The organism is Kordiimonas sediminis (assembly GCF_014656395.1).
In the GTDB taxonomy this organism is placed as follows: Bacteria; Pseudomonadota; Alphaproteobacteria; order Sphingomonadales; family Kordiimonadaceae; genus Kordiimonas_A; species Kordiimonas_A sediminis.
Genome location: NZ_BNCI01000001.1, coordinates 943,239 through 967,800 on the forward strand (window position 1 = coordinate 943,239; position 24,562 = coordinate 967,800).

Here is a 24,562-nt window from a genome sequence, read left to right on the forward strand (position 1 = left end):
GTTGCTATTTGTATGATCTACCAGAATGTAAAAAGGGGCCATTTGGCCCCTTTTTCCGTAGTCATATCTGGTTACAAGAGTTTATTCAGCGCCCTTATATTTGTCGAACCATGCAAGGATGTTACCGATCTTCTGAACAAGATTGCTTGGTTTTGCATAGATGCCGTGGCTGGCACCAGGAATGCGAACCATTGCCGTGTCAATCTTGCGAAGTTTCAGGGCTTGGTAATATTGCTCTGTTTCGGACATTGGGGTTCTATAATCAACCTCGCCTGTCAGTAACATGGTCGGTGTCGATACATTGCCTACAAGTGATAGGGGCGAACGCTTCCAATAATGATCCGGAATATTCCACGGCATGTCCGGGAACCAGTATTTGGTGAAATAGGGGGCCCCGTCAGCCGTTAGCGAGAAGCTGGCCCAGTTGATGACGGGTTTGGCCACAACGGCAGCCCGGAACCTGTCAGTGTTGCCAACAATCCATGCTGTCAGGACACCGCCCCCGGAACCACCTGTGACATACAGCTGATCTTCGTCGATGTAGCCTTTGGCAACGACCTGATCGACCGCATCAATCAGATCATTATAATCTTCTGATGGATAATTATGATGGATCAGATTTGCAAACTCTGCACCGTACGATGTACTGCCCCGCGGGTTCCCGTACACAACTACATACCCTTTTGCGGCATACATTTGCACTTCTGCTGAGAACGTTGGTCCATAAGCGGAATGGGGTCCACCGTGAATTTCCAACAGCAGGGGATATTTCTTGGACGGGTCAAAGTCAGGCGGAGTGGCAATCCAGAATTGAAGGTCGCGACCATCATGGCTTGATTTGAAAGTAATTTCACTTATCGCAGCCATTTTCTTGTGGGCAAAGACATCTTCATTCAGGCTTGTCAGTGGTGTGACACGGCCAATCCGGTCAACCACAGCCAGATCTGCCGGACGATCGGTTCTGTTCTGCGTGAAAACGATGCGGCTGTCCCCGGCAACCGTAAAGTCACCGCTTGTATATGGACGCCCAAGCGACGTGCCGCCTACCTGATTGGTGATGATACGGCTGGACCCTGCGGTTGATGCATAGGCAACCAATGTTTTGCCGTGATCGTCGTAACTATAGTAGATACCGCGGCCATCAAGGCTCCATTCAATGCCGCTGACGCCTCTGTCCAGATCATCCGTCAGGCTTCGTTTGCTGGACCCGTCTGCATTCATTACATACAGGTTGGCATTCTGGGACGACATTAATGTGTCATCAAAGCCAAGATAGGCGATTTTGCTACCGTCTTTTGAAACTATCGGGGCTGCATCCGGGCCTTTACGGTCAGTCAGGGCACGGTAGTCACCGGTCAGGGTATCAACAGCATAAATCTCGCTGTCGGTTTCATATTCCCAGTCCTCACTGCGGTTTGCAGACAGCACGATTGTTTTATTGTCAGCCAGCCAGCCAATAGATCCGCGGTGATGGAAATCGCCGGATGTTACCTGGCGCGGTGTGCCGCCGTCAGCCGGGACAACAAATACATGGGAAAAACCAGTGGGTACATAGCCTGACCCGTCCCGGCGGTAGGTAACGCTGTCAATAACCTTGGCGTTGCCGGCCCATGTTGCACCCTTGGGTTTTGGTGGCAGGGTAAATAGGGATGTTTGTTTGCCAGGCACGAACATGCTGAAGGCGATATGTCTGCTGTCAGGCGACCAGGACAAAGACGAGGGCGCCATTTGCAAGTCGGTCACGCGTGCTGTTTGGCCGCTATCAAGCCAGCGAACATATATTTGTGTTTTACCTTCTACCGCAGACACATAGGCCATGCGCGTTCCGTCAGGCGAAAACCGCGGCATTCTGTAACTGGCTTTGCCAGACAAAACTGGCGTGTGTTTCGCGCCGTCCAGTGTAACGGACCAGATGTTCGACCGGGTGCTGTCGGTCATAATGTCCATGGAACGCCGTTCATAGACAACGGACTTTCCATCCGGTGCCAGCTGGGCGCCAGTTGCATATTCAAGATTGAAAATATCCTGATAGTCCATCGTTGCCGTTTCGGCAGTCGCTGCCGCAGAAAAAGCAATGGTCAGCGCCGTGGCACCTGCAAACAGGTTGCGTTTCACCATTTGTCTCCCCATGTAATTATTGTTTGAAGCCGTAACCCTACTCAATCGCGGTCTGAAATGCCAGTTCTATGAACCAGATAAATGCGAATGAAAGTCCTGTGAATACTATTTGAAAATCGCTATACAGGGGCGCACGTAAATATAGGAATGCCACAGAATGCCACTGCCTTATTCAATTCTTTGTCTTGTCCTGACTTTATCCGCCGGGGGTTGGGCCTGGTACCGTGACCGGAACTATCAGCCGGGTAATCCGTCTTTGGTTTCACCAAGTTTCGTTCTGACCATGGCCACTATTATTTCTGTTGTATTGATTGCTCAGATTTTTTCACAGCTTACAGGGATAACGTGGGATTCGCCCTATATGCGCAGATAAGATAGCTCCGTGCATCTCTGACATGCGGTTGCGCGCTTTCTAAATCTCGGTGGAACTTATGGTTATTTGAATTTTGTGAGGGGGGGCGGAACCGCAGAATGGGGGGGGAGGTCTACGGTTCCGCTGTGATACAGTTAGATCAAGGGAGCTAATTTGCTGTATCTGGAATCACTTATACCTTACCCCATCTTAATAATGGGTAAACGGCATGGTTAAATTCAGGACGGTTGTCCAACTTTTTAAAACTGATAGGTTTTTTCCCGAATCCATTTGGATGCAAGCCATTTAACACCCCCGGTGACAGGGCATCCTTCATGCAGAGATTGCTCGTCAATGGTGCCGTCGTCGAGGACATTGTCAAAGACAATTGCATCCCCTGTTTCGCCCTTATACTGATACTCGCTGCGGACAAACCGGGTTTCACCACCGTCGTATTCCTGATTTAGATATACCAGAACGGTTCGTGGGCGTTGGCCGCTGCGTTCCAGTTCGGGATTTTTGCCTTCTGCATCAGGGATCAGGCAGTCATAATGGGCCCCGTACTGCATGCCGGGTTCATAGGCAAGAATAGAGGTCATTTCGCCGTGGTCAGATGGCGCATCCCCTGCCGCGCACATAATGGCACCAGCGGCAAAGAGCACAATATCCATATCTACGGGCCACAGGGTAACAGTGTAGGATTTTCTGTATGGGTCTTCACGCAGCGCCCCTGTTTGCGGATCGATAATGCGTGCCGGTGCAAGGCGGGGTGCCGACTGCGCGATCAAATAGTTACAAATTTCGCGCGGGAACAGGCCCTTGATGGTCTTCACCCGTGGTCGGTCAAGTACATAGGTGGCGTCCGGTACTGGCAAACTGTCAGGTTCTGCCAGCAAGGCTTTTATGTCATCTGTTGTAATGTCGGGAATGTCGGTTACCGCAACTTCGGAAAAGTCGGGCTCCGCACTGATTTGTGGTTCGAACTGGAAAGCAAGGGGGTGGCCCATTTGCTTGGCGTGGGCACACCATGCTTTCGCTAGGCCCGGTGTTAGCAATGTTTCACCGTGAAGAAACCGTTCAACCAAAATCATCGCGGAAATAATATCCTTACGGCTGGCAGCGGCCATAAGGAGTTGCAAAGACAGGTCATCCTGCGTCCGGTATAAGATCAGCAGAAGCGCCAGATCGCGACACGCGCCCGCATGTCCTTCCTGAACGGTCGTCATAACGTTATTGATGGCAGCAGGCCAATTTTTTTCGCAACCGTGCCCCATCGCCTGCAAAACGGCGTAAAGCCGGGCAGAGGCTAAATGACCTTTCGCGGCTGTGGGGGCCAGAATATTGGCGGCATGTTCAGGATTTCTGGGCACATTCAAGCCCAGCAGCGTTGATGTTGCCAGCGTATAGCGGGCATCGGCATGCCCGTTTGCGGCGGCTTTCTTCAGCAAGGCTACCGATTGCTCCCGGTGCCCTTCACCGGATAAAATGGCGGCCATTTTATACTGGGCATCGGGGTCCCCGGCTTTGGCCGCTGTGGCCAAAGCCTGCATGTCGACAGCTTGCTGTTCCATCAAATCTCCTTAATCGGATCAGTCCTGTTAGACTTCGCGCATTTTCAGGGCTGCGATGAAGGCATTGTGGGGGATTTCCACCTTACCGTACATGCGCATTTTGGCTTTACCCTTCTTCTGCTTTTCCAAAAGCTTCTTCTTACGCGTTACGTCACCACCATAACATTTAGCTGTAACATCCTTACGCATGGCAGAAATTGTCTCACGTGCGACCACCTTGCCGCCGATGGCAGCCTGAATAGGAATTTTAAAGAGCTGTCTTGGGATCAGGTCTTTAAGCCGCTCACACAGTGCCCGGCCGCGGCTTTCTGCCTGTGAACGGTGTACCAGCATTGATAACGCATCGACGGGCTCAGCGTTCACCAGAATAGACAGTTTCACCAGATCAGACTTTTCGTAGCCTGCCAGTTCATAGTCAAAGCTCGCATACCCGCGCGAGACAGATTTCAAGCGGTCATAAAAATCATAAACCACTTCGTTGAGAGGCAGTTTATATTTCAGCATGGCACGGTTGCCGACATAGGTCATATCCTGCTGCACGCCGCGTTTGTCTTCGCACAGTTTCAGAACGGCGCCCAAATGCTCGTCTGGTACCAATATGGTCGAATCGATCCAAGGTTCTTCGATATAGTTGATTTTCACGACATCAGGCATGTCGGCCGGGTTGTGTAATTCAAGAAGCGTACCGTCTGTCATGTGAATTTTGTAAATCACGCTTGGGCTTGTTGTGATCAGTTCCAGATCAAACTCGCGGCTCAGACGTTCCTGAATAATCTCTAGGTGCAACATGCCAAGGAAGCCGCAGCGGAAACCAAACCCAAGAGCTGCTGAGTTCTCTACTTCGAATTCAAAGCTGGCATCATTGAGACGCAGTTTGGGCAGAGCGTCCCGCAAAACTTCATATTCAGAGGTGTCGGCAGGGAACAGACCACAGAAAACAACAGACTGACTTGGCTTAAAGCCCGGTAGGGCCTGGGCACAAGGACGTTTCACTTCTGTGATGGTGTCACCAACCTGTGTGTCGGCTACTTCCTTGATCGAGGCTGTGATAAACCCAACTTCACCTGGCCCCAATGACGGCACCATTACACCTTTAGGCGTGAACACGCCAACACGGTCAATCTGATGGGTGCTGTCTGCGGCCATCATTTTCACTTGCTGGCCTTTTGTCAGCGTACCATCAATGATGCGAACAAGAACAACAACACCCAGATAACTGTCATACCAGCTGTCGACGAGCATGGCTTTCAGCGGCGCATTTGGGTCGCCCTCTGGTGCGGGCAGTCTGGTTACAATTGCTTCCAGTGTTTCCTTGATGCCGATACCAGACTTGGCAGAACAGGCAATTGCCTCTGATGCATCAATGCCGATTACATCCTCGATCTGGGTGCGGACACGTTCAGGGTCTGCGGCGGGCAGGTCAATTTTATTCAGAACCGGTACAATTTCGTGGTTATTGTCAATGGCCTGATAGACGTTTGCCAGTGTTTGTGCTTCTACACCCTGTGAGGCATCCACAACAAGTAGCGACCCTTCACAGGCAGCAAGGCAGCGGCTGACTTCGTAGGCAAAATCAACGTGTCCGGGGGTGTCCATCAGGTTCAGCACATAACTTTGACCGTCATCGGCCTTATACTCCAGGCGCACCGTCTGGGCCTTGATGGTGATACCGCGTTCCCGCTCAATATCCATGCTGTCAAGAACCTGGCTTTTCATTTCCCGGTCAGACAGGGCACCGGTGTTTTGAATAAGCCGGTCAGCCAGTGTGGATTTGCCGTGGTCAATGTGGGCAATGATGGAAAAGTTTCTAATATTTTTTTGGTCGGTCATAGCCGTAATTTCAAACTACATAATAGGGTTATGATAGGGGTGCCGTACTGTTGGTTCGGCTGATTTGTTCGGTGCTAAAGCGGCAATACCCGGTCAGGTGGCCTGTGGCCATCGGTGTAGGCGCGAATATTGATCAACACTTTTTCACCCATGGCTTTTCTGGCCTCAATCGTTGCAGAGCCCATGTGCGGCAAAAGAACAACATTATCCAGTTCCAGTAGTTTTGGATTAATGGTTGGTTCTTCTTCGAACACATCAAGCCCGGCCCCGGCCAGACGTCCAACCTCAATGAGGTCGGCAAGTGCTTCTTCGTCGATAATTTCACCCCGTGCCGTATTGATGATAATAGCGTGGGGCTGCATTTTCTTTAGCCGGTCCCGGTTCAGAAGGTGATGGGTTTCTGCCGTCAGGGGACAGTTTATGGATACAAAGTCCATCCGCGACAGCATCTGGTCCAGATCATCCCAGTATGTTGCCTCCAGTTCGGCTTCTACTTTGGCCGGCAGTCGTGACCGGTTGTGATAATGAACCGAGATGTTGAAAGCCTTTGCCCGGCGGGCGATAGACTGGCCAATACGGCCCATGCCTACAATCCCCAGACGTTTGCCCTGAATGCGGTGCCCCATCAGGAATGTCGGAGTCCAGCCGGTCCACTCGCCGCCTCGCAGGATTTTCTCACCCTCGAAAATACGGCGCGGAACTGACAGCAACAGTGCCATCGCAAGATCGGCGGTGTCTTCGGTCAGAACGCCCGGTGTATTGGTGACGGTTATGTTCTTTTCCCGTGCGGTTTTCAGGTCAATATGGTCAACGCCCGCGCCAAAGTTGGCGATCAGTTTCAACTGCTCTCCGGCCTCGGCAAGAACATCGGCATCCAGTGTATCTGTAACCGTTGGCACCAGCACGTCAGCGATCTTCACAGCTGCGACCATTTCTTCTTTTGTGAAGGGCTCGTCTTTAAGATTAAGGGTCACATTAAAAAGTTCAGCCATGCGGGTTTCAACATCATCCGGCAGCTTGCGGGTGACGATGACTTTCGGCCGATTTGAAATTCCTGTTTGACTCATGCTTTAAAATAACCTTTTCTGACGGGCAATGATAGGTCGCCTGCCCATATTTATCCGCTTCTCTAGCAGATGGGCGCGTCTGTTTCAAATGTCTAATGATACGGATATCTGCGGGATTGTAAGCGACAATGCTGAAATCACTCACAACAATATTTACACTTTTGCTTTTTAGCTCCTCTGGGCTGTTGGCACAGGAGATCGGCGCCAGCGGAAATCCGATACCGCGCTTCGTGTCCCTGAAGGCAGAAAAAGCCTACATGCGAACAGGGCCTGGGCGTCAGTTTCCTATTGAATGGACATATAAGCGTAGCGGCTTACCCCTTGAAGTTGTTGGGGAAAACGGGCCGTGGCGGAACGTACGAGATCACGAAGGTTCGACGGGCTGGATGCATCTGCGGTTACTGTCAAGTGCCCGTACCGCCATGATTCGTGGTGGTGCTGCCCGGCTGTATGCAGACCCGAATCCAACAGAGCGGGTGACGATTCTTGCCGATGAAGGAGTTATCGGTGACATATTGGAATGCGAAGCAAATTGGTGTGAACTGGAAATCGCAGGTGAACACGGCTGGATACAGCGGGGGCGTTTGTGGGGCGTGTACCCCGGTGAAGTGATTGACTAGTAGCATGACAGATATTCCCGGTTTTGAGTTTATCCCGTATCAGAGCGCGTACCGTTCCGATTTCGCCCGGCTGAACATTGATTGGCTGGAAGAGTTTTTTGTCGTCGAACCCATTGATGAATTGGTGCTTCATAACCCGGAGGACTATATCCTCAACAAAGGGGGCGATATTTTCTTCGCGCTTAAAGACGGCCAAGCAGTTGGCACTGTTGCGATGAAGGCGACAGACCGTACAGGAGTGTTTGAACTTACCAAGCTTGGTGTGGACAAAAGCTGTCAGGGTGCCGGCGTTGGCGAGGCTCTGTGCCAGATGGTGTTCGACCGGTTTATAGAGGTCGGCGGCGCGCTTCTGTTTTTGGAGACCAATACCAAACTGCAACCGGCTATTCGGCTTTATAAACGGTTGGACTTCGTCGAAAAACCTCTTCCTTCTGACACCCCTTACGAGCGGGCAAACTATTATATGGAATGGCAGGGTGCGGGGCTTACAATCCATTCGGCAACATCGCGCCGGGATATTGCCATTGTGCGGGACTTCTTTCAGGAATACGCCCACTGGCTGGAGGCGGAAACGGGCCTGTCTCTGGCTTTTCAAGGGTTTGAGGAGGAAATGGCCGGGTTTCCAAGCAAGTATGAAACCCTGTTGCTGGCAAAATATAACAGCAGGCCTGTCGGGGCGGTTGCTCTATTGAAGCATGATGATGCTGTGTGCGAAATGAAACGCTTGTTTGTGACACCGTCCGGGTGGGGCAAGTCTGTTGGCAAGCATCTTAGTGTTGCGGTGATGGAAGAAGCCCGCCAGCGGGGGTTCACTGTGATGTTGCTGGATAGCCTGCGCCGCCTTGAGAATGCGGTGGCGTTATACCGCGCGCTTGGGTTCGAGGAAACGGACCCCTATAACGAAAACCCGGAAGCCGATGTGGTCTATATGAAGCGGGATTTATAGGAACAGTACCGGCAGCGTCTGTAGACACAAAAAAGCCCCCGCTAGTGCAGGGGGGGGTATAGTGATATCTCACAAAAAATAATTCAACGTGCATCACTGTAAGATTAAAGCCGCTTCTCTGAAATGGAGGCGGCTTTTTCTAGTCGGAACGAATTAGATAACAGCTTTACTTACGATTTGCGAACGCAGACTGTTGCAGTACTGAGCGATATTCTTTTGCCAGTTTTTCCTTCATTTCTGCCTTCAGCCGTTTTGTGATTAACCTTTTGTATTTCCACCTTTTGAGCCAGTTTATCCCGTACCCACGCAAGAACATTGAAGCTTCACCTCTTGCGGCATTTAGCAGATCACTTGGAGCACAATTCACTTCTAGTAATTGTTCTCGTACATGCCATGCCTCCATTTTATGTGGATTGGGGGGAGAGCAAAGGTGGTTCACTATTCTTAGTCGCCATTTTACGCTGTCGTCAAAAGCAATGACAGCGGCCCTTAGTGCATCAAGTTCAGCCTTGGCAGCATTCAATTTACTTATAAATGGTTTTAAACCGCTAATAATTTCCTCAAGCAATTTAACAAGTTCATTTTCAAGCTGTTGATCATAAGGTTTGCCTGATGTGTATAGACTGACAAGTTCATCCCCCAACTTTTTCGACATAGAGATCGATAGTATTGTCTTATCTTTAACATCAGTGTCCAAATACTCAAAAACCGCTGTTGCCAAATCAATTGACGCTTGGCCTCGGTTTTTAAATAACCAGTAGTCTTTAATCCAAACAATCCAGATTAATATTATACCTCCAATTATTGAGGCTATAATTGCGCCTATCGTTAAGCCTTCCATTTGCACCCTCATCCCAATTAGATCAAGTTTAACTCTGAGCAATCAATCTTGCCAACTCAGGTCCAAGTCTGCAAACACCATCTTCCTGCAAGATAAAGTCTGCCCCTGAGAAGGTTTCTTCCTGAACCAGCTTTAATATAGCCCTGTCAGCTATTGGCCGCTTGGGTTCCATCAGGTCGTAAATAAACGAATGCCGTTCAGCCACCATCCGGTCGTGCATGATACCAATTGAGGGGTCATAGCCATCTGCGATTGCTTCGATCCTGACACTACTTTCCAGCATCGTATAAGCATAATTCAGCATGGCATTCACAGGATGTGTTGCATTGCGGTTTGACGGGGTTGTGAGTACGGCTAACGATGACCGTGAGAAGAAACGCTTCCATTCATCAGGGATAGGATATTTCCCCTGAGCCTTCCATTTAATATCTAGTGCGCGCCAAGCGAAAAAATAGCCCTGCGCGACCTGTCCTTCATACGCGAGAAGCTTAGATATATCCTGCGGCGGTTCTTCCTTGAGAAGCTTCAAGGTCGAATGTGCCTGATCAATGGCCTTGTCCCGCGAATGGGAAGCGGGGAGAATGTTTTCGAGATTGTAGAGCGTTTCCTTGATCTTGCCTTCAATGAGGGGTTTTGCAAACTTCAGCCTGTTTTCCTCGTTGGCCCGTGTCGCAATCTGCCACGTTACTTTCTGACGGTCAGCGGCATAGCCTGATGCACAGTGAACGGAAGCAATACGTCCATCCCACCGGAGCCTGATAAGGTCAACCTTCTGTTCGCTGAGCCAATCAAGGGCATCAAGGGTGATATTGCCAGACCCGTCAACGAGGACAATGCGCGACGGTAAGGACAAATCTCCTTTGAAGAACTGGAACTCCCTGACCTGTTGAGGGAAGTGGGTAAAGCCACCACGGACTATCAAGGTTCCTCTATCCACATGTAGGGAAACACCGTTCCCGGTCAGCACTAGGGGGGTCTGTTGTCTCTGCCTTCTTTTGCGTTTGGGGATGCCAGCTTCACAGGCGGCAATCCAGTATTGGCAGCGTTCAGACCATTCATCAATCTGAGCTTCAGAGTCGCTTTTTTGAGATAACTGGTTCAATATGCCCCCTACATTCAAATACTAATAATATCATATTGGATTCTAGCAAAAGATGCAGATTAAGCCACGGAAAATATGGGAAAAAGGCACTGATTTAAATAAGGCTTGGCTGGAATATGCAACTGAAAATGAGCGTCAGAAGTATCTGGAATTAAATAACCATAAAATGGAATTTGGTAACGATATTGGTCGTAATATTCAGTTAGTTGGCAACCTTCTTAATAGGCCAAATCAAATTGAGAATTTAAAAGATGAATTACGCAATTCCCTAATTCAGAAATTGAAGAAAGGTGATTTACTTGCATTTGGGTATTCGATTTATCCCACTCTTGCGGGTGTGGCATCCCGAATAGAGAATGAATTCTGGATGCTGGCTACATGCAAATGGGAAAATGATGAAGCCCATAGCCGCTTTAAAGCATACCACCGAATTAAAATTATAAATCCAGACCTATTTCCAGATTTGGATTTAATTCCTGAAATTGGCCGACCATCCAAAGCGGCTATTAGGGAAAAAGCAATATTGAGATGTATTGATAAAATTCCTGAATTTGAATTATTAACACATAAAGAAAAAGCCGAATTAATTCGTGCGGAAATAAAAGAAGAAAATCCAGACATAGACCCTTATGGTCCAGGGTATGGGGATGACGTTATTAAAAAGCAGGTAAATAAAATTCTGAAATCAATTTAATTGAATTAATTAATTTTAATTGGAATTAAGATCAGGAAATCATTTTCAAATAAGTAATTAGAATCAAATAGTTTTTCCCTTTATCCCGACTCCACAGCAACGCAAATTCGCGCAACGCTTCCTTCAAGTGACGAATCATTTTGAAAGGACGTTAGCGTGTCTAAGAAACGCGATTACAAAGCAGAATACAGGAGACGCATTGAGCGTGGCTTAGCCAGAGGGTTAAGCCGGTCTCAGGCCAGAGGCCACCCCAAAGCTGGGGAGCGTGGCATCACCTCGGGCGTAACAAAACCCACAAGCACCCCGGAGCTTGAAACAGCCCTGATGCATTTACGCGATGGGCAAACCCAAAAAGATGCTGCCAACAAGGCTGGGGTCTCCACTGACAAGTTCCGGCGGTTTCTTTACGGTAATAAGTTGGCTACCCACCAAGGTCGTAAATGGATACTCACAGATGACAGACCAAGACGGGTGGCGGCAATTACAGATGGCCGCATTAAGGCTGTGACTGTCCCGAACTATTCGGAAGCTGAAAAAGCTGGGTCATTTTACCATGCTGTCAGCAAATTCATTAGTACCAATCAACCAGCCTACCTTCTTCCTTTTCTTGAGGATGGTGTCAACGACATTAAGGGCAATTTTATTCCCTTTGAAACTAACCCCAATGAACTCCACCGCATCGCGTCGATGGACACCCCAGACTTTGCTGAAATTTATCAAATTATTTCCAATTAAGGACTTTACCCATGACCAAATACAAACCTGATGCTGAAGACCGCAGAGAACAAAGAATTAGACGACTAGGCTTTGATGATCCCATGTGCGTTATCTGCGGAGAAGATTATGTTCTCTGCCTAGAGAAGCACCATGTAGCGGGGCGGAAGTATGATGATACAGAGGTTCCCGTCTGCTGCAACTGTCACCGCAAGCTTAGTGATAACCAGCTTGATTATCCTGACAGCAACCCCAATCAGGACCGTAACCTTCTGACTATCGGATATTTCCTGATGGGCCTCTCTGATCTATTTAAACTGCTTGCCGAGAAACTTATGGAGTTTGGCAATCACCTGATCGTCAATGCACACAGTCAGGAGCAGATTGATGAATAGTCACGATATTCAGGAGATTGCAGTTCGTGCCTATACGGAGACACCGGACAGGCAACCCCTTGGCACCAAACCCCGAACGCGAGAGCAACGACCATCTGCCTACTCCCTCATCTTTGACTGTGAAACAACGGTTGATGCAGCACAGTCACTCAAGGTCGGCTTTTATCAAATCAGGAACAAAACAAGGCTGGCTGAGGAAGGACTATTTTATGCGGCAGAGGCGTTAAGCTGCCGTGAAGTTGATCTTCTGGAAGCCTATGCAGAAAGGCATAGCCTACCCCTCAAAACCATTGAGGAGTTCAGAACGCGGGTTTTCCTCAAGCATGCCTATTTCCGCAGGGCTTGTGTCGTGGGCTTCAACCTGCCTTTTGATATCTCCCGCATTGCCCTTGGCCACGGTGCCGCCAGAGGATCGTTCCGGGGTGGCTTTACGTTTAAGCTTTCTGAATACAAAAGTGATCCCTTTGTCCGGGTCAAGCATCTGAGTGCCAGAGCCGCCCTGATGGATTTTGCTAGACCCGCCAAGCAGGAAACCACCCGCGGCATGCGGAAGAAAGGTCAAAAGACGCCAGCCTTCCGGGGCTATTTCACCGACCTGAAAACCTTGGCCGCAGCTCTCACGAGCCGGTCCTTCAGCCTTGATACGCTCGGCAAATATTTAGGCGTCAAAACTGGGAAAATGGAAACCGCAGAACACGGCCAGGAAATCACTACTGACTATCTCGACTATGCCCGGACAGACGTTCAGACAACATGGGAATGTTACGAGAAGCTGTTAGATATGTATGCAGCGCACAATCTGGAAACCCCAGCCCATAAAATCCTCAGTGAAGCGAGCCTTGGCAAAGCCTATTTGCAGCTTATGAATATCAAGCCGCTTTTGGCCTCAAACCCCGACTTGGACAGGTCCATCTTCGGCACCATTATGTCGAGCTATTACGGGGGCCGAGCCGAGATCAGGATAAGGAAGGAAATCCGGCAGGTTCTCTATGCTGACTTCAAATCCATGTATCCAACGGTTAGTGCCCTGATGGGGCTTTGGGCCTTTGTGACCGGGGATGACCTGACTTGGAAAACGTCAACCGACGAAACAAGAAACTTCCTAAAGACTGTCATCCTTGATGACCTCAAAACAAGAGAGACATGGAAGAAGCTGACAACCCTTGTTCGGGTCAAGCCGGCTGATGATATTTATCCGGTCCGGGCCAAATACAATAGCCGCGTTCACACCATTGGCTTGAACAAGTTAAGCACAGACCATTCCTTGTGGATGACCCTTGCTGACTGTATTGCCTCGAAAATCCTTTCTGGCAAAACCCCGGAGATTATTGAGGCCATCAGCTTTGAGCCGGGACAGCCACAACAGGATATGGAGCCGATATGCCTGTTTGGGTCAAATGAGTTTGCGGTTGATCCATACAGAGATGATGTCTTCACCAAACTGATTGATTTGAGGGACAGGGCCAAGGCTGACAGAAACCCTCTAGAGAAGGCCATCAAGATTGTCGCCAATTCCACTGGCTACGGCATCTTCATTGAAATTAACCGGGATGACGCCCCAAAGCCCGAACCCGTTAAGGTGTATGATCAGTTTGGCAGCGCAAGCCTTCAGGACATGAAAGCAATTGAGGAACCCGGCAAATATTTTCATCCGCTTATGGGGACGCTGATCACGGGAGCCGCACGGCTAATGCTGGCCCTAGCGGAACAGCTAACGCTCAATGAAGGACTTGGTTGGGTATTCTGTGACACTGACAGCATTGCTATGGCCAAGCCAAAGACGATGGCACAGGATGCATTTATCACCAAAGCCGAAAGGGTCATCAAATGGTTTGAAAGCCTGAATCCCTACCAGAAGCCCGGATCAATCCTGCAAATGGAAGATACCAACTTTGATAAGGTGACAGGAAAACACCTACCTCTTTACTGTCTCGCTATCTCAGCCAAACGCTATGCCCTGTTTAATCGGGACGGTAAAGGCAACCCTGTTCTCAGGAAAGCATCAGCCCACGGACTAGGGCACTTGAGGCCCCCATACCGCAATGAGGACACTTCAGACGCTGTTCCAGCCCCAACAGTCCCTTTAGGTGAGATTGGGGTGCAACGCTGGCAGCATGACCTATGGTACAAGATTATTGAAGCGCATCTGTCAGGCCATCCCAATCAGGTGGCTCTCAATTGGCACCCGACTTTCGACAAGCCCGCTGTTAGCCGCTACGGAGCCACAAGCCCCCACATGCTTAAATGGATGGACCACTGGAATGCAGGACGGGAATACCCGCAGCAGGTAAGGCCCTTTGGCTTTATGGTATCCTTCTCAGCCAAGACCGGACCGTTTGCACCACCCCCAGAGGTTAGTCTTGTTGATCCTTCCAAGCGGGGCCGTCCCACAAAGGCTGAGACACCCAAGCCGATTGCTCCTTTTGCCAGTGACCACAATGAAGCTGTTGCCAATGCCTTTGACCGCATAAGTGGGGAAGCGGTTGAACAATGCCAGCTTAAAACCTACCGCGAAGCCCTGTGCCAGTATCACCTATCAACAGAGGATAAGTTTGATAATGGTGATTTCTGCGACTTCGGGGAGACGACACGACGGCATATCACTGCAACCTCAATCAGGCTCGTCGGCAAGGAAGCAAACAAGGTGGGAGAGAGTGGGGAACTGCATCCATTAGCGAGAACTGCGGAGTTTTTCTAACTCAGCTTTGGTCCTTCTATGACGTTTTCTGGATGGAGGTTTATACCTAATGCTACATACTGTTGTATTGGTTCTCTGTTAGCAAATAAATCCTTAGGGTTTTTCAATCAATTTAATATCTTCTGTCGTTAATCCGTACAGCTCATAAACCATTTTGTCGATTTCACAATCAGTCTGATCAATCTCACTTTTAATATCTAGCACTCTAGCCTTTTCCTTTTCAAAATACTCCATCCATTCAGACTTTTGAGAAAGCGATAGCTTTGCAGGCTTTATAGACTTTTCAAGTTCCGCTATAAAATCGAAGAAAGACAATTCGTACCAGATTTCTAGCTTCTTGGACATTCTATCTATTCTGAACTCAGATTTAATCAAACGTCCTAGTTTCTCTCTTGTAGAATTTAACATCTCATTATTTTTTATGATCGAATTTGCTTTATTTACAAATTTTGTCTGTCTTTTTATATCAGTTCTAGGAATGGGATAATTATTTACGTCTTTAATAACAGCTTTAGGAAACATGCTGCGATTTCCTTTTACTGCTCTTCTGGAATGGTAAAAACCCATCAAACTAGAATTTAATATGCAAAGCACAAACTTCAACAAGTAGTCGTTATCCAGAGCAAGAATATTAATAATACTTTTGTTGTTTAAAAATGTGCCCTCAACATATGTAGCTTGTAATAGCTTTGGATATTTCCCAGTTATCTCTCGTATTAAAACTCTTGGCCCAGAAAACATAGAAATATCTCGAGGTTGAGATAACCACTTTCCGTATCTTAACCACTTTCCAGACCAGCTTACATCATACCTAAGTACATCTTTTCCTTCTAAATATTTAAAAGTATCTTCATCGTATTTATGGTCATAATCATAAATGTGGTCTTTGACGTCTCGGGCAGTTTGTTTAGGCGTTCCCTTACCTTTCTCGTAAGCCTGCAAGCCAGCTTTTACTTCATAAAAGTTTGATAGTGGCGCATGCGCTTCAATTTTTTTTATTGTCTCTAACTCTGCACCTGAACTCTGGAGGTCGAAGATATAAGATTCAATTTTCTTCCATTCCTCCTGAGGAGCAGACAAGCATGGTGTTTCCAGTTCTGTAGCCGAATAGATATTTTTGAAGTTAACTATATTTTTTTTGTTAATTGTGTTTGATGCGCAAAAAATAGCAGCCTCAACATTAGCCCCATCAAATGTATTTCCTAATAAATTCAGCACTGTATTTAAAGATACTTTTTCCAAGAGAAATTCTCTGGTCAGCATAGCTGAATCTGTTCCTAAGACAGAATTAGGTACAATATATGATAAGTAGCCTTTATCTTTTAATAGAGAAAACCCTAGCTCGATAAAAAGGATGTAGAGATTAATTTTATCCCTCACTAAAGAATAGTTAGCTCCTACATAATCCTTAAAATTGTCAAATATATTATCTCTTGACAAAACATATGGAGGATTTCCAACAATTACATCGAATTTACCAGTTTGTATGATTTCGGAGAATTCTGAGCTCCAATTAAACGCTAAATCTCCGGCAATTTTGTGGTCGTCAATTAGCGAGTTTCCAACTTTGATGTTATCTTCTAAATATGTGAGTTTTTCCTGTCTGTTAGCTGTTTTAAGCCACAATGATAGCTTCGTTATTTCCACGGATTCGCTATTCAAATCCACTCCATAAATATTATTCGCTAGTATGTGTGTGTCCCAACGAAAGAGCGAGATTTGTTCATTCTTCAAATAGGCTAGCTGACTGTTTACCGCTTCACCTTCTTTTTTTAGATAATCAAAAACCTCATTCAAAAATGCCCCAGAACCACAGGCCGGATCGAGAACCCTTATTTTTGAAAGCGTATTTTTATATGCTTCCCAGAAGTCAATATGTCGCCTAACTTTCTTGGCAATCTGTTGCCGCTTTGTTTTAAATTCTTGCGTAGTTTTTTTTGTGAAACTTTTGCTTTTAGTATCGACACGGTGAAGATCGAATTCTTCTTCTGTTATCTCAGGTAAGCTATCCCCGGCGAGTTCTTTCTTCCGGTCATTTAACCAACCACCTACAGCCAGCTCTACAATGTAGCGGGTTATGTATGGAGGAGTATAAAAAACACCGTCCTTTTTCTTTTTACTTTTTTTCTTGTCTAAAGGTTCTTCTATACCCTCTGCTTTTGCCTTGATCTCTTCAAGGTCGCTAATTGACTGTTCGAAAATATGACCAAGAATATTAACGCTTACATCACTCTCAAAATCGTAATCCCCAATCCTCTTGAAGCCCTGACAGAGTTCATCACTAATATTTAGGGTGTCTAGTTCAAGGGTTTGTTTAAAGAGACCACCATTATATGCAGGAATATTGAGTTCAGAATTGCCTTTATCAATCGCGTGAAACAGGCCTTTAAAATTTTCCCATATCGGCTGTGGATTATAAGGGTTTTTCGTCGCATAAGCTTGTTTTAAAGTGTCTTTAGGTAATAGCCCTTTGTCTTCTGCAAAAGCGATAAAAAGAACACGATCTAAGATGGTTTGGGCAAATTGGACTACCTCAATTGGTTCTTGATGAGGATTATCGTCTCCAATTTTTTTGATCAGGTTTGCTCTCAGGTCTTTGTAATCTGAATATAACTGGTCGGTAATTTCTTTATCAATTTTTTCACTTTCTTTGAGCAAATCATATGTCGTACCCCCCAATAGATTTTTTGCGGAAAGTAATAAAATAAAACGCGCATAATCTTTTGGATTGCTTAAGTTGGATAAATCAAAGACCTCATAATCTTTCCGGCCATAACCTACGGCATATAGTCTGAGTTCGCGGTAATTGGAGACGCAAACCCATCGTGCACCTTTTGCGTCCATTGCATATTCCCATGCTTATTGGACTGGTGTTTTATAGCGACCCGGCATTATACTATCGAGGTCTTTTGTCTTGGCACCTTTTAATTCGAATGGTACTTGAATTTTTGTCTCAGTTTCGCTGAACTCCCCTAATGCAACGTCTACATTTCCGCGTCCAACAGGTTGGTTTTTGGCTACGGTCCAACTATGAGTATCGCTACTTCTTGTATACCCTAAAACCTCAACGAGAATTCGCTGTATGAATACGTCATCGTTCTGAATTTCACTATCGTATCTTCCAAGTGATAAATTAGTAGCCCACGCCTTAAGTATCTCAGCATGGTTTTCAGGCACTTCATTAATATGTTGTGCGTGTTTCTCAACAATTCTTGGATGGAGTAATGCCATAAAGAAAATTCAACCAATACTATTGATGGATTTTATTGATTGAACGGTAGCCTACAACATTAATGTTCTCAACTCTTAATGGATATTATAATTCTAAGACGAAAAGCTCCCCCAACGTTTTAGGAGAGCCATTTATTTTTTGTAAGATATCACTATACCCCCCCCGCTAGTGCAGGGGCTTTTCTTAATTCTGGAGATCAGACTAGCCGAGTTTTTTCGGCGCAGTCGCTTTTACCGAATCGTCAACATGTGATTCGAACTTTTCAAAGTTCGCAACAAACAGTCCAGCCAGGTGATCTGCTTTTGCGTCGTATGCATCTTTGTCCGCCCATGTTTCGCGCGGCGTCAGAATTGCAGAATCAACACCGGCGATCGCTGTTGGTACTTCAAAGCCGAATCGCTCATCAACACGCATGGATACGTCATTCAGGCTACCGTCCAGCGCAGCATGAAGCATCGCGCGGGTCTGCTTGATAGGCATCCGGTGTCCTGTGCCGTACTCGCCGCCGGTCCAGCCAGTGTTAACAAGCCAGCATCTTACGTTACCTTCTGCGATTTTCTTGCGCAGCAGGTCACCGTAAACAGCAGGGTGGCGCGGCATGAACGGGCCGCCAAAACATGCAGAGAAAGTCGCCTGCGGCTCTTTCACGCCAATCTCGGTACCCGCAACCTTGGCCGTGTAACCAGACAGGAAGTGATACATTGCCTGTTCCGGAGAAAGGCGGGAGATTGGAGGCAGGACACCAAAGGCATCAGCGGTAAGCATGATGATGTTTGTTGGCTTGCCGCCGCGGTTTTCCTCGGACGTGTTAGGAATAGACGTCAATGGATAGGCCGCGCGCGTGTTTTCTGCCAAACTATTGTCAAACAGGTCCAGTTCGCGGGTTGCTTCGTCCATCACCACATTTTCTACAACTGTCCCGAACATGTGGGTCGTTGCATAAATTTCCGGTTCTGCTTCGGCGCTGAGGTTGATCAGCTTGGCGTAACAGCCGCCTTCGAAGTTGAAGACACTGTCATCAGACCAGCCGTGCTCGTCATCACCGATCAGGGTACGGCTGCTGTCCGCGGACAGGGTTGTCTTCCCGGTGCCAGACAGGCCAAAGAAGATCGCTACATCACCGTCCGGGCCGATGTTGGCGGAACAGTGCATTGGCATGACACCCTTTGGTGGCAGCAGATAATTGAGGATGGAGAAGACAGACTTCTTATTTTCACCGGCATATTCAGTGCCGCCGATAAGAACCAGTCCTTTGGAGAAGTTCACCGCGATAATTGTTTCAGAACGGCAACCCATTGTTTCAGGATCAGCGCGGAAACTTGGCAGGTTAATGATTGTGAACTGCGGTGCCATATCCGCCATTTCACCGGCTTCCGGTTCGATCAGCATAGTCCGGCAAAACAGGCTGTGCCATGCATATTCGCCGACTGTCCGTACCGCAATACGGTGGGTAGGATCGCTACCGCCCCAAAGGTCCTGAATGAACAGTTCCTTGTCTTTCATATGATCCTGGAAAGCAGTGTAGATACGGTCAAAGTTTTCCGGTGTCATTGGGCGGTTAACATCGCCCCACCATACAGTATCTTCAGTGGTTTCATCCCGAACTGTAAATTTGTCATTCGCAGAGCGACCGGTATGCTTGCCTGTTTTTACAACAAGTGGACCGTCTTTTGCGAGAGAGCCTTCGCCGCGGCGGATGGCTTCTTCATACAGTTGTTCGGTGGTCAAGTTCCAATATTGGTTGCCAGTCTTCGTGATGCCCTGAGCATCCAAGTCGACTTTACTATGGCGGGAGCCGTATACTTGCACGGTAATTGTCTCCGTTGCTATCACGCTACTGGAGCGTGGTTAGTGGATAAATTCTGTGTTCCGGGGGGCGACGCGCGTTCCCGGTGTTTGTCCCTTTCTGGGGAATGGTATTATTGCCAGCCTTCAGACAGGTGGCTTAAAATTGCTGAATTTAATTTGAAAATCAACCTGTTTCTGGTCATGGGTGGGGACAATTGGTATTATGCCATTTCATGGTCGTGTCTCTGTCACTTTTTTGTCGTATTCTTTTTTCAATCTCATTTGTGGTAAGCTACACATATTACTGAATTAATTGATGTATCAGCGAGGAATTTCATGACAGCAACTATTGCCCTGGTAGACGACGACAGAAATATTCTGACGTCTGTGACAATCGCGCTTGAAGCAGAAGGGTACCTTGTTCGGACTTACCCGGACGGCCAGAAGGCATGGGATGCATTAAGCAAAAAACCCGCTGATCTGGCAGTGCTGGACATTAAAATGCCGCGCATGGACGGTATGGAATTGTTGCGTCGCCTTCGGGAGCAAAGCGATATGCCAGTTATTTTCCTGACGTCAAAAGACGAGGAAATTGACCAGTTGCTGGGGCTTCGCATGGGGGCGGATGACTATATTGGCAAGCCTTTCTCCCAGCGATTGTTGATCGAGCGAATCAGAGCGCTCTTGCGCCGGGTGGAGATGTCCAAGGCCCGCGATGAAGGTCCGCAGGAAGTGGCCGAAGAAGATGAGGTGATGATTCGCGGTCATCTGCAGCTTGATCCTGTGCGTCATACAGTTACCTGGAAAGGTAAGGATGTGACACTAACGGTGACGGAATTTTTGATATTGCAAACACTTGCACAGCACCCTGGCCACGTGAAAAGCCGTGATCAGTTAATGGATGCCGCTTATTCAGATGATGTTTATGTGGACGACAGAACCATAGACAGCCATATTAAACGCCTGCGCCGTAAATTCAGAAGCGCGGATGATGATTTTGCTGCAATTGAAACACTTTACGGTGTTGGGTATCGCTACAGAGACATGGGTGGTGACTGAGACGTCAAAGAGCACACGCGGATATGATGAAGGGGCAAGACAGGCTCCCTTGAGACTATTGTCCCCTTTGATGTTCCGAATATTGGCTGTGAATGCCATGGCGCTCCTGATTTTGGTCGGGGGCGTTTTATATCTTGGACAGTTCCGGGATAACCTTATTGCGCAGCGGGTCGAATCGTTACAGGTGCAGGCAGAAATCATTGCCGGTGCACTTGGGGAAACCACACCCGAGGGGCCCGAGGCAACGGATATTGATATTGCGCTGGCCCGGCCCATTATTACCCGTCTGGTCGGGCCTACGGAAAATCGTGCCCGCCTTTTCTCGGTCAGTGGCACCATGGTCGCAGACAGCAGATTGTTGGCAGGGCATAAACGTGTTGTAGCAGAACCACTGCAGACTCCTATGTCAGAACGCCCCTTTGGCGAACAAATCCAGAATTATATCTACGAGTTTCTGGATATGTTTACCCGGCGCCCTGAAATGCCGCCAAATGTGGACAAACCTGGCATGCGGGCTGTTGATTTTCTCGAAGTGGCCACTGCGCTTGAAGGCGAGGCTATGACCCAATTACGCGTGCGGGATGACGGTCGGGCGGTTATCAATGTCGCTGTACCCATCCAGCGGTTTCGCCGTGTATTGGGTGCTTTGTTGCTGACGGCCCAGACCGAAGATATTGAAGCGGTTGTCCGTGCCGAGCAAATGTCGACAGTGAAGATCTTTGCGGCGGCGATGGCGGTGACCATGCTCCTGTCTTTCTTTCTTGGCAGAACTATTGTGCGGCCGATTGGTATTCTTGCGCGGGCAGCAGAGCGTGTCCGGCGCGGTATCGGGCGCGAGGAAAGCCTGCCAGAATTCTCGGAACGTAATGACGAGATCGGCGATTTGTCCCGGTCTTTGTCGGAGATGACGACGGCACTTTATAATCAGATCGATGCTGTGGAACGATTTGCCGCCGATGTTGCGCACGAACTGAAAAACCCGTTATCGAGCATGCGCAGTGCTCTGGAGACCTTGCAGAATAGCGACAGGCAGGATGTTCGGGATAAATTGATGCCAATTCTGGTTGAGGATGTGAAACGATTGGACCGGTTGATCACGGATATCTCGGATGCATCAAGACTGGATGCTGAATTGACCCGCGGTCAGATGGACCCCATTGATCTTGGTATTATGATTGCCATGCTGGTGGACGGCTACAAAACGATTGATCTACCAGAGGGCCGTTCTGTGACGTGTGAAGACTTTGAAGCCGGTGTATATATGGTGCAGGGGATTGACGGCCGTCTGGGACAGGTCTGGCGAAATTTGATTGATAACGCGCTCAGTTTCAGCCCGCAGAACGGAACAGTAACTATCACGCTTGCTAAAGACGGCAAATATATTGTGACGGAAGTCACAGATCAGGGCATTGGTATTCCTGAAGGTGCCGAAGAGAAAATATTCAGACGCTTTTATTCGGAAAGACCGGAACAGGAAGCTTTTGGCGGTCACTCTGGTCTTGGTCTCGCTATTTCCAAGCAGGTTGTGGAGGCCCACGGCGGGTCTGTTACGGCCAGTAACGTCCTGAATGATGATGGCGCGGTCTGCGGGGCATGTTTCCGAGTTCGCTTGCCGGCGCTTTAGGGGGATTTAATGGGTCAAAAGCCAGAATATCTGCATGCAACAGCCGTGTCTGTGCGCGGCGCAGGGGTGCTGCTGACAGGGCCGTCCGGCAGCGGGAAGTCAGATTTGGCCGTGCGGTTAATTGATCGGGGCGCGCTGCTGATTAGTGACGATCAGTGTCTTTTGGTGCGCGGCGACAGCGATGAGGACCGTTTAATTCTGCGGGCACCAGATAGGCTTGTGGGTAAAATTGAAGTCCGGGGAATAGGAATTCTTGATTTTCCTGTCACGCGGGATGTGCCCTTATGGCTCCATGTGGTGCTGGATCCGGCCGACCCGCCAGAGCGCTTACCGTCCAAGCGTTTTGTCCGGTTGGGCGGGGTGGATGTTCCTTCGGTCCATATTTCCCCGTTTGAGGCATCCGCACCGATTAAAGTCGAATTGGTGGTGAAATGCCTTGCAAATGAATGCCGAGCTGTAGCAACCTTTCTTGACTGATTGGGGGGGTGCCGGCAGCCCAGCATGAAAGCTTGGCTGGTGGCAAGAAATGAAGCAGGTTGGTGCGGGGAATATATATGGGCGATACCGTCGGCCAGAAATCAGCAGATAAAAGAAATATTGTTATCGTGACAGGTTTGTCCGGGGCTGGAAAATCTGCGGCGCTGAATGCGCTGGAGGATATCGGCTATCAGACCGTCGACAATCTTCCGCTTACTATGGTTGGGCAGCTACTGGCTGAAACCGGGCCGGATATGCAGGTGGGCGGCAAGGTACGTCCGTTGGCGATCGGACTTGATAGTCGGACGCTGTATTTTTCACCACAAGAGCTGCGAACTATCCGGGACCAGCTGAATGCAGACCCTGATATTGCGCTGCACGTCCTGTTTATGGATGCGTCGACGCGGATTTTGACGGCACGCTTTTCAGAAACACGGCGCCGGCATCCGCTGGCACGTAATCAGCAGCTTTCGTCCGCCATCAAGCAGGAGCGCGAGTTGATGGCAGGGCTTCGTCCTTATGTGGACGGGATAATCGATACAAGCGACAGAACAACAGCCGACACAAAACGACTGATATTGGGGCGCTTTACGGCTGATGCGTCTGCGCGGTTGATTGTGACCTTTATGTCGTTTGGCTTCTCTAAAGGTGTGCCGCGTGATGCGGATATGGTCATTGATGTACGCTTCCTTAGAAACCCACATTATACACAGGATTTACGGCCACTGACGGGGCGCGATAAACGGGTTGCCAACTATGTCCGTGCAGACGAGGGTTTTGAGGAATTCATAGAAAAACTGAAAAATCTTATGGATTTTCTGTTACCGCGATATATTGATGAAGGTAAGTCCTACCTGACATTGGCTTTTGGATGCACAGGGGGACGCCATAGATCGGTAATGGTCGCAGAGACAATGGCAAGTCATCTGTCGGAAGACGGGATGGCGATCAACCTGTTTCATCGGGAATTGCCGGCAGATGAAAGAGTGTAAAAGTAAAAAGCTGGTAAGGCTATTATAGGGTGTTCAGATGATTGGAATGGTACTAGTCACACACGGGCGACTTGCGGAAGAATTTATCGCAGCGACCGAACATGTTGTGGGTGCGCAGTCAAATATGCAGGCCATATGTATTGGTCCTGATGACGATATGGAAATTCGACGTCAGGAAATTATGGATGCAGTTGCTTCTGTTGAAGCCGGTGACGGTGTTGTGTTGCTGACAGATATGTTTGGGGGAACGCCGTCTAACCTTGCGATCTCGCTGATGGAAAAAGGCAAGGTGGAAGTTATCGCAGGCATTAATCTGCCGATGCTGATCAAGCTTGCCAGTGTCCGGTCGGAAATGTCTCTTGAAGATGCGGTCGAGGCTGCTCGTGATGCGGGCGTTAAATATATTAATGTTGCCAGCACACTGCTTGGTGCCTGACCATAG

General features: G+C 48.4%; 20 protein-coding genes. 11 read left to right on the forward strand and 9 right to left on the reverse strand.

The window, feature by feature from the left end:
• Positions 1-81: 81 nt before the first annotated feature.
• The 4 genes from IE181_RS04270 to IE181_RS04285 all read right to left on the reverse strand — a co-directional run bounded on the left by IE181_RS04270 (position 82) and on the right by IE181_RS04285 (position 6,938).
• Entirely contained in the window at positions 82-2,118 is a 2,037-nt protein-coding gene (locus tag IE181_RS04270) for a S9 family peptidase (RefSeq protein ID WP_191250302.1), read from the reverse strand.
• Positions 2,119-2,730: 612 nt separating this feature from the next.
• On the reverse strand, positions 2,731-4,041 hold the full coding sequence (locus IE181_RS04275) for a 2OG-Fe(II) oxygenase (RefSeq protein WP_191250303.1): 1,311 nt from the start codon (positions 4,039-4,041) through the stop codon (positions 2,731-2,733).
• A 27-nt stretch (positions 4,042-4,068) separates the two neighbouring features.
• The gene (gene lepA, locus IE181_RS04280) at positions 4,069-5,871 is read right to left on the reverse strand and encodes a translation elongation factor 4 (protein WP_191250304.1); all 1,803 of its coding nucleotides are present in this window, start codon (positions 5,869-5,871) and stop codon (positions 4,069-4,071) included.
• Positions 5,872-5,945: 74 nt separating this feature from the next.
• Complete coding sequence (locus IE181_RS04285) at positions 5,946-6,938, reverse strand: 2-hydroxyacid dehydrogenase (RefSeq protein WP_191250305.1); 993 nt, start codon at positions 6,936-6,938, stop codon at positions 5,946-5,948.
• 128 nt (positions 6,939-7,066) lie between these two features.
• Here IE181_RS04285 and IE181_RS04290 point away from each other — a divergent pair, with 128 nt between their 5' ends.
• Positions 7,067-7,558: an SH3 domain-containing protein gene (locus IE181_RS04290; RefSeq protein ID WP_191250306.1), complete on the forward strand. Its 492-nt coding sequence runs from the start codon at positions 7,067-7,069 to the stop codon at positions 7,556-7,558.
• 4 nt (positions 7,559-7,562) lie between these two features.
• Positions 7,563-8,504: a GNAT family N-acetyltransferase gene (locus IE181_RS14600; protein ID WP_229819141.1), complete on the forward strand. Its 942-nt coding sequence runs from the start codon at positions 7,563-7,565 to the stop codon at positions 8,502-8,504.
• A gap of 166 nt (positions 8,505-8,670) precedes the next feature.
• On the opposite strand, the gene IE181_RS04305 is transcribed toward IE181_RS14600, so the two are convergent.
• Positions 8,671-9,345 (reverse strand): hypothetical protein, encoded by a 675-nt coding sequence (locus IE181_RS04305; RefSeq protein WP_191250307.1) that lies wholly within the window; start codon positions 9,343-9,345, stop codon positions 8,671-8,673.
• Positions 9,346-9,373: 28 nt separating this feature from the next.
• On the reverse strand, positions 9,374-10,447 hold the full coding sequence (cas1, locus tag IE181_RS04310; RefSeq protein ID WP_191250308.1) for a CRISPR-associated endonuclease Cas1: 1,074 nt from the start codon (positions 10,445-10,447) through the stop codon (positions 9,374-9,376).
• 52 nt (positions 10,448-10,499) lie between these two features.
• Between cas1 and IE181_RS04315 the strand changes: the two genes are divergently transcribed.
• From IE181_RS04315 to IE181_RS04330, 4 genes are all read left to right on the forward strand, one after another.
• On the forward strand, positions 10,500-11,141 hold the full coding sequence (locus IE181_RS04315) for a hypothetical protein (RefSeq protein ID WP_191250309.1): 642 nt from the start codon (positions 10,500-10,502) through the stop codon (positions 11,139-11,141).
• A gap of 156 nt (positions 11,142-11,297) precedes the next feature.
• Positions 11,298-11,876: a hypothetical protein gene (locus tag IE181_RS04320; RefSeq protein WP_191250310.1), complete on the forward strand. Its 579-nt coding sequence runs from the start codon at positions 11,298-11,300 to the stop codon at positions 11,874-11,876.
• Positions 11,877-11,887: 11 nt separating this feature from the next.
• Positions 11,888-12,250, forward strand: coding sequence for a hypothetical protein (locus IE181_RS04325; RefSeq protein ID WP_191250311.1), 363 nt, complete (start codon positions 11,888-11,890; stop codon positions 12,248-12,250).
• Entirely contained in the window at positions 12,243-14,948 is a 2,706-nt protein-coding gene (locus tag IE181_RS04330; RefSeq protein WP_191250312.1) for a DNA polymerase, read from the forward strand. Before IE181_RS04325 ends, IE181_RS04330 begins: the two co-directional genes overlap by 8 nt.
• A 93-nt stretch (positions 14,949-15,041) precedes the next feature.
• On the opposite strand, the gene IE181_RS04335 is transcribed toward IE181_RS04330, so the two are convergent.
• The 3 genes from IE181_RS04335 to IE181_RS04345 form a co-directional block, all read right to left on the reverse strand.
• Positions 15,042-17,792, reverse strand: a complete 2,751-nt coding sequence (locus IE181_RS04335) for an Eco57I restriction-modification methylase domain-containing protein (RefSeq protein ID WP_191250313.1) — start codon at positions 17,790-17,792, stop codon at positions 15,042-15,044.
• Between the two features lie 15 nt (positions 17,793-17,807).
• A complete protein-coding gene (locus tag IE181_RS04340; protein ID WP_191250314.1) occupies positions 17,808-18,179 on the reverse strand; it encodes a hypothetical protein in 372 nt (123 codons plus the stop codon).
• 202 nt (positions 18,180-18,381) lie between these two features.
• Positions 18,382-19,989 carry a phosphoenolpyruvate carboxykinase gene (locus tag IE181_RS04345; protein ID WP_191250315.1) on the reverse strand — a complete coding sequence of 536 codons (1,608 nt, stop codon included), beginning with the start codon at positions 19,987-19,989 and terminating at the stop codon, positions 18,382-18,384.
• A gap of 315 nt (positions 19,990-20,304) precedes the next feature.
• On the opposite strand from IE181_RS04345, the gene IE181_RS04350 reads away from it, so the two are divergent.
• From IE181_RS04350 to IE181_RS04370, 5 genes are all read left to right on the forward strand, one after another.
• Positions 20,305-21,027: a response regulator transcription factor gene (locus IE181_RS04350; protein WP_191250316.1), complete on the forward strand. Its 723-nt coding sequence runs from the start codon at positions 20,305-20,307 to the stop codon at positions 21,025-21,027.
• Positions 20,957-22,651, forward strand: a complete 1,695-nt coding sequence (locus tag IE181_RS04355; RefSeq protein WP_191250317.1) for a sensor histidine kinase — start codon at positions 20,957-20,959, stop codon at positions 22,649-22,651. The genes IE181_RS04350 and IE181_RS04355 overlap by 71 nt, the downstream gene beginning before the upstream one ends.
• A 9-nt stretch (positions 22,652-22,660) precedes the next feature.
• On the forward strand, positions 22,661-23,128 hold the full coding sequence (locus IE181_RS04360; RefSeq protein WP_191250318.1) for an HPr kinase/phosphorylase: 468 nt from the start codon (positions 22,661-22,663) through the stop codon (positions 23,126-23,128).
• Positions 23,129-23,205: 77 nt separating this feature from the next.
• Complete coding sequence (gene rapZ / locus IE181_RS04365) at positions 23,206-24,120, forward strand: RNase adapter RapZ (protein WP_191250319.1); 915 nt, start codon at positions 23,206-23,208, stop codon at positions 24,118-24,120.
• 37 nt (positions 24,121-24,157) lie between these two features.
• On the forward strand, positions 24,158-24,556 hold the full coding sequence (locus tag IE181_RS04370; RefSeq protein WP_191250320.1) for a PTS sugar transporter subunit IIA: 399 nt from the start codon (positions 24,158-24,160) through the stop codon (positions 24,554-24,556).
• Positions 24,557-24,562 lie beyond the last annotated feature (6 nt).

Bases quoted from the DNA above. Each gene is read 5' to 3' on its own strand.
- IE181_RS14600 (WP_229819141.1), top strand. From the start codon at position 7,563: ATGACAGATATTCCCGGTTTTGAGTTTATCCCGTATCAGAGCGCGTAC.
- IE181_RS04350 (WP_191250316.1), top strand. From the start codon at position 20,305: ATGACAGCAACTATTGCCCTGGTAGACGACGACAGAAATATTCTGACG.
- IE181_RS04275 (WP_191250303.1), bottom strand. From the start codon at position 4,041: ATGGAACAGCAAGCTGTCGACATGCAGGCTTTGGCCACAGCGGCCAAA.
- IE181_RS04270 (WP_191250302.1), bottom strand. From the start codon at position 2,118: ATGGTGAAACGCAACCTGTTTGCAGGTGCCACGGCGCTGACCATTGCT.
- IE181_RS04325 (WP_191250311.1), top strand. From the start codon at position 11,888: ATGACCAAATACAAACCTGATGCTGAAGACCGCAGAGAACAAAGAATT.
- IE181_RS04360 (WP_191250318.1), top strand. From the start codon at position 22,661: ATGGGTCAAAAGCCAGAATATCTGCATGCAACAGCCGTGTCTGTGCGC.
- IE181_RS04335 (WP_191250313.1), bottom strand. From the start codon at position 17,792: ATGGACGCAAAAGGTGCACGATGGGTTTGCGTCTCCAATTACCGCGAA.
- IE181_RS04305 (WP_191250307.1), bottom strand. From the start codon at position 9,345: ATGGAAGGCTTAACGATAGGCGCAATTATAGCCTCAATAATTGGAGGT.
- IE181_RS04370 (WP_191250320.1), top strand. From the start codon at position 24,158: ATGATTGGAATGGTACTAGTCACACACGGGCGACTTGCGGAAGAATTT.
- IE181_RS04315 (WP_191250309.1), top strand. From the start codon at position 10,500: ATGCAGATTAAGCCACGGAAAATATGGGAAAAAGGCACTGATTTAAAT.
- lepA (WP_191250304.1), bottom strand. From the start codon at position 5,871: ATGACCGACCAAAAAAATATTAGAAACTTTTCCATCATTGCCCACATT.
- IE181_RS04290 (WP_191250306.1), top strand. From the start codon at position 7,067: ATGCTGAAATCACTCACAACAATATTTACACTTTTGCTTTTTAGCTCC.
- IE181_RS04340 (WP_191250314.1), bottom strand. From the start codon at position 18,179: ATGGCATTACTCCATCCAAGAATTGTTGAGAAACACGCACAACATATT.
- rapZ (WP_191250319.1), top strand. From the start codon at position 23,206: ATGGGCGATACCGTCGGCCAGAAATCAGCAGATAAAAGAAATATTGTT.
- IE181_RS04355 (WP_191250317.1), top strand. From the start codon at position 20,957: ATGATGATTTTGCTGCAATTGAAACACTTTACGGTGTTGGGTATCGCT.
- IE181_RS04330 (WP_191250312.1), top strand. From the start codon at position 12,243: ATGAATAGTCACGATATTCAGGAGATTGCAGTTCGTGCCTATACGGAG.
- IE181_RS04285 (WP_191250305.1), bottom strand. From the start codon at position 6,938: ATGAGTCAAACAGGAATTTCAAATCGGCCGAAAGTCATCGTCACCCGC.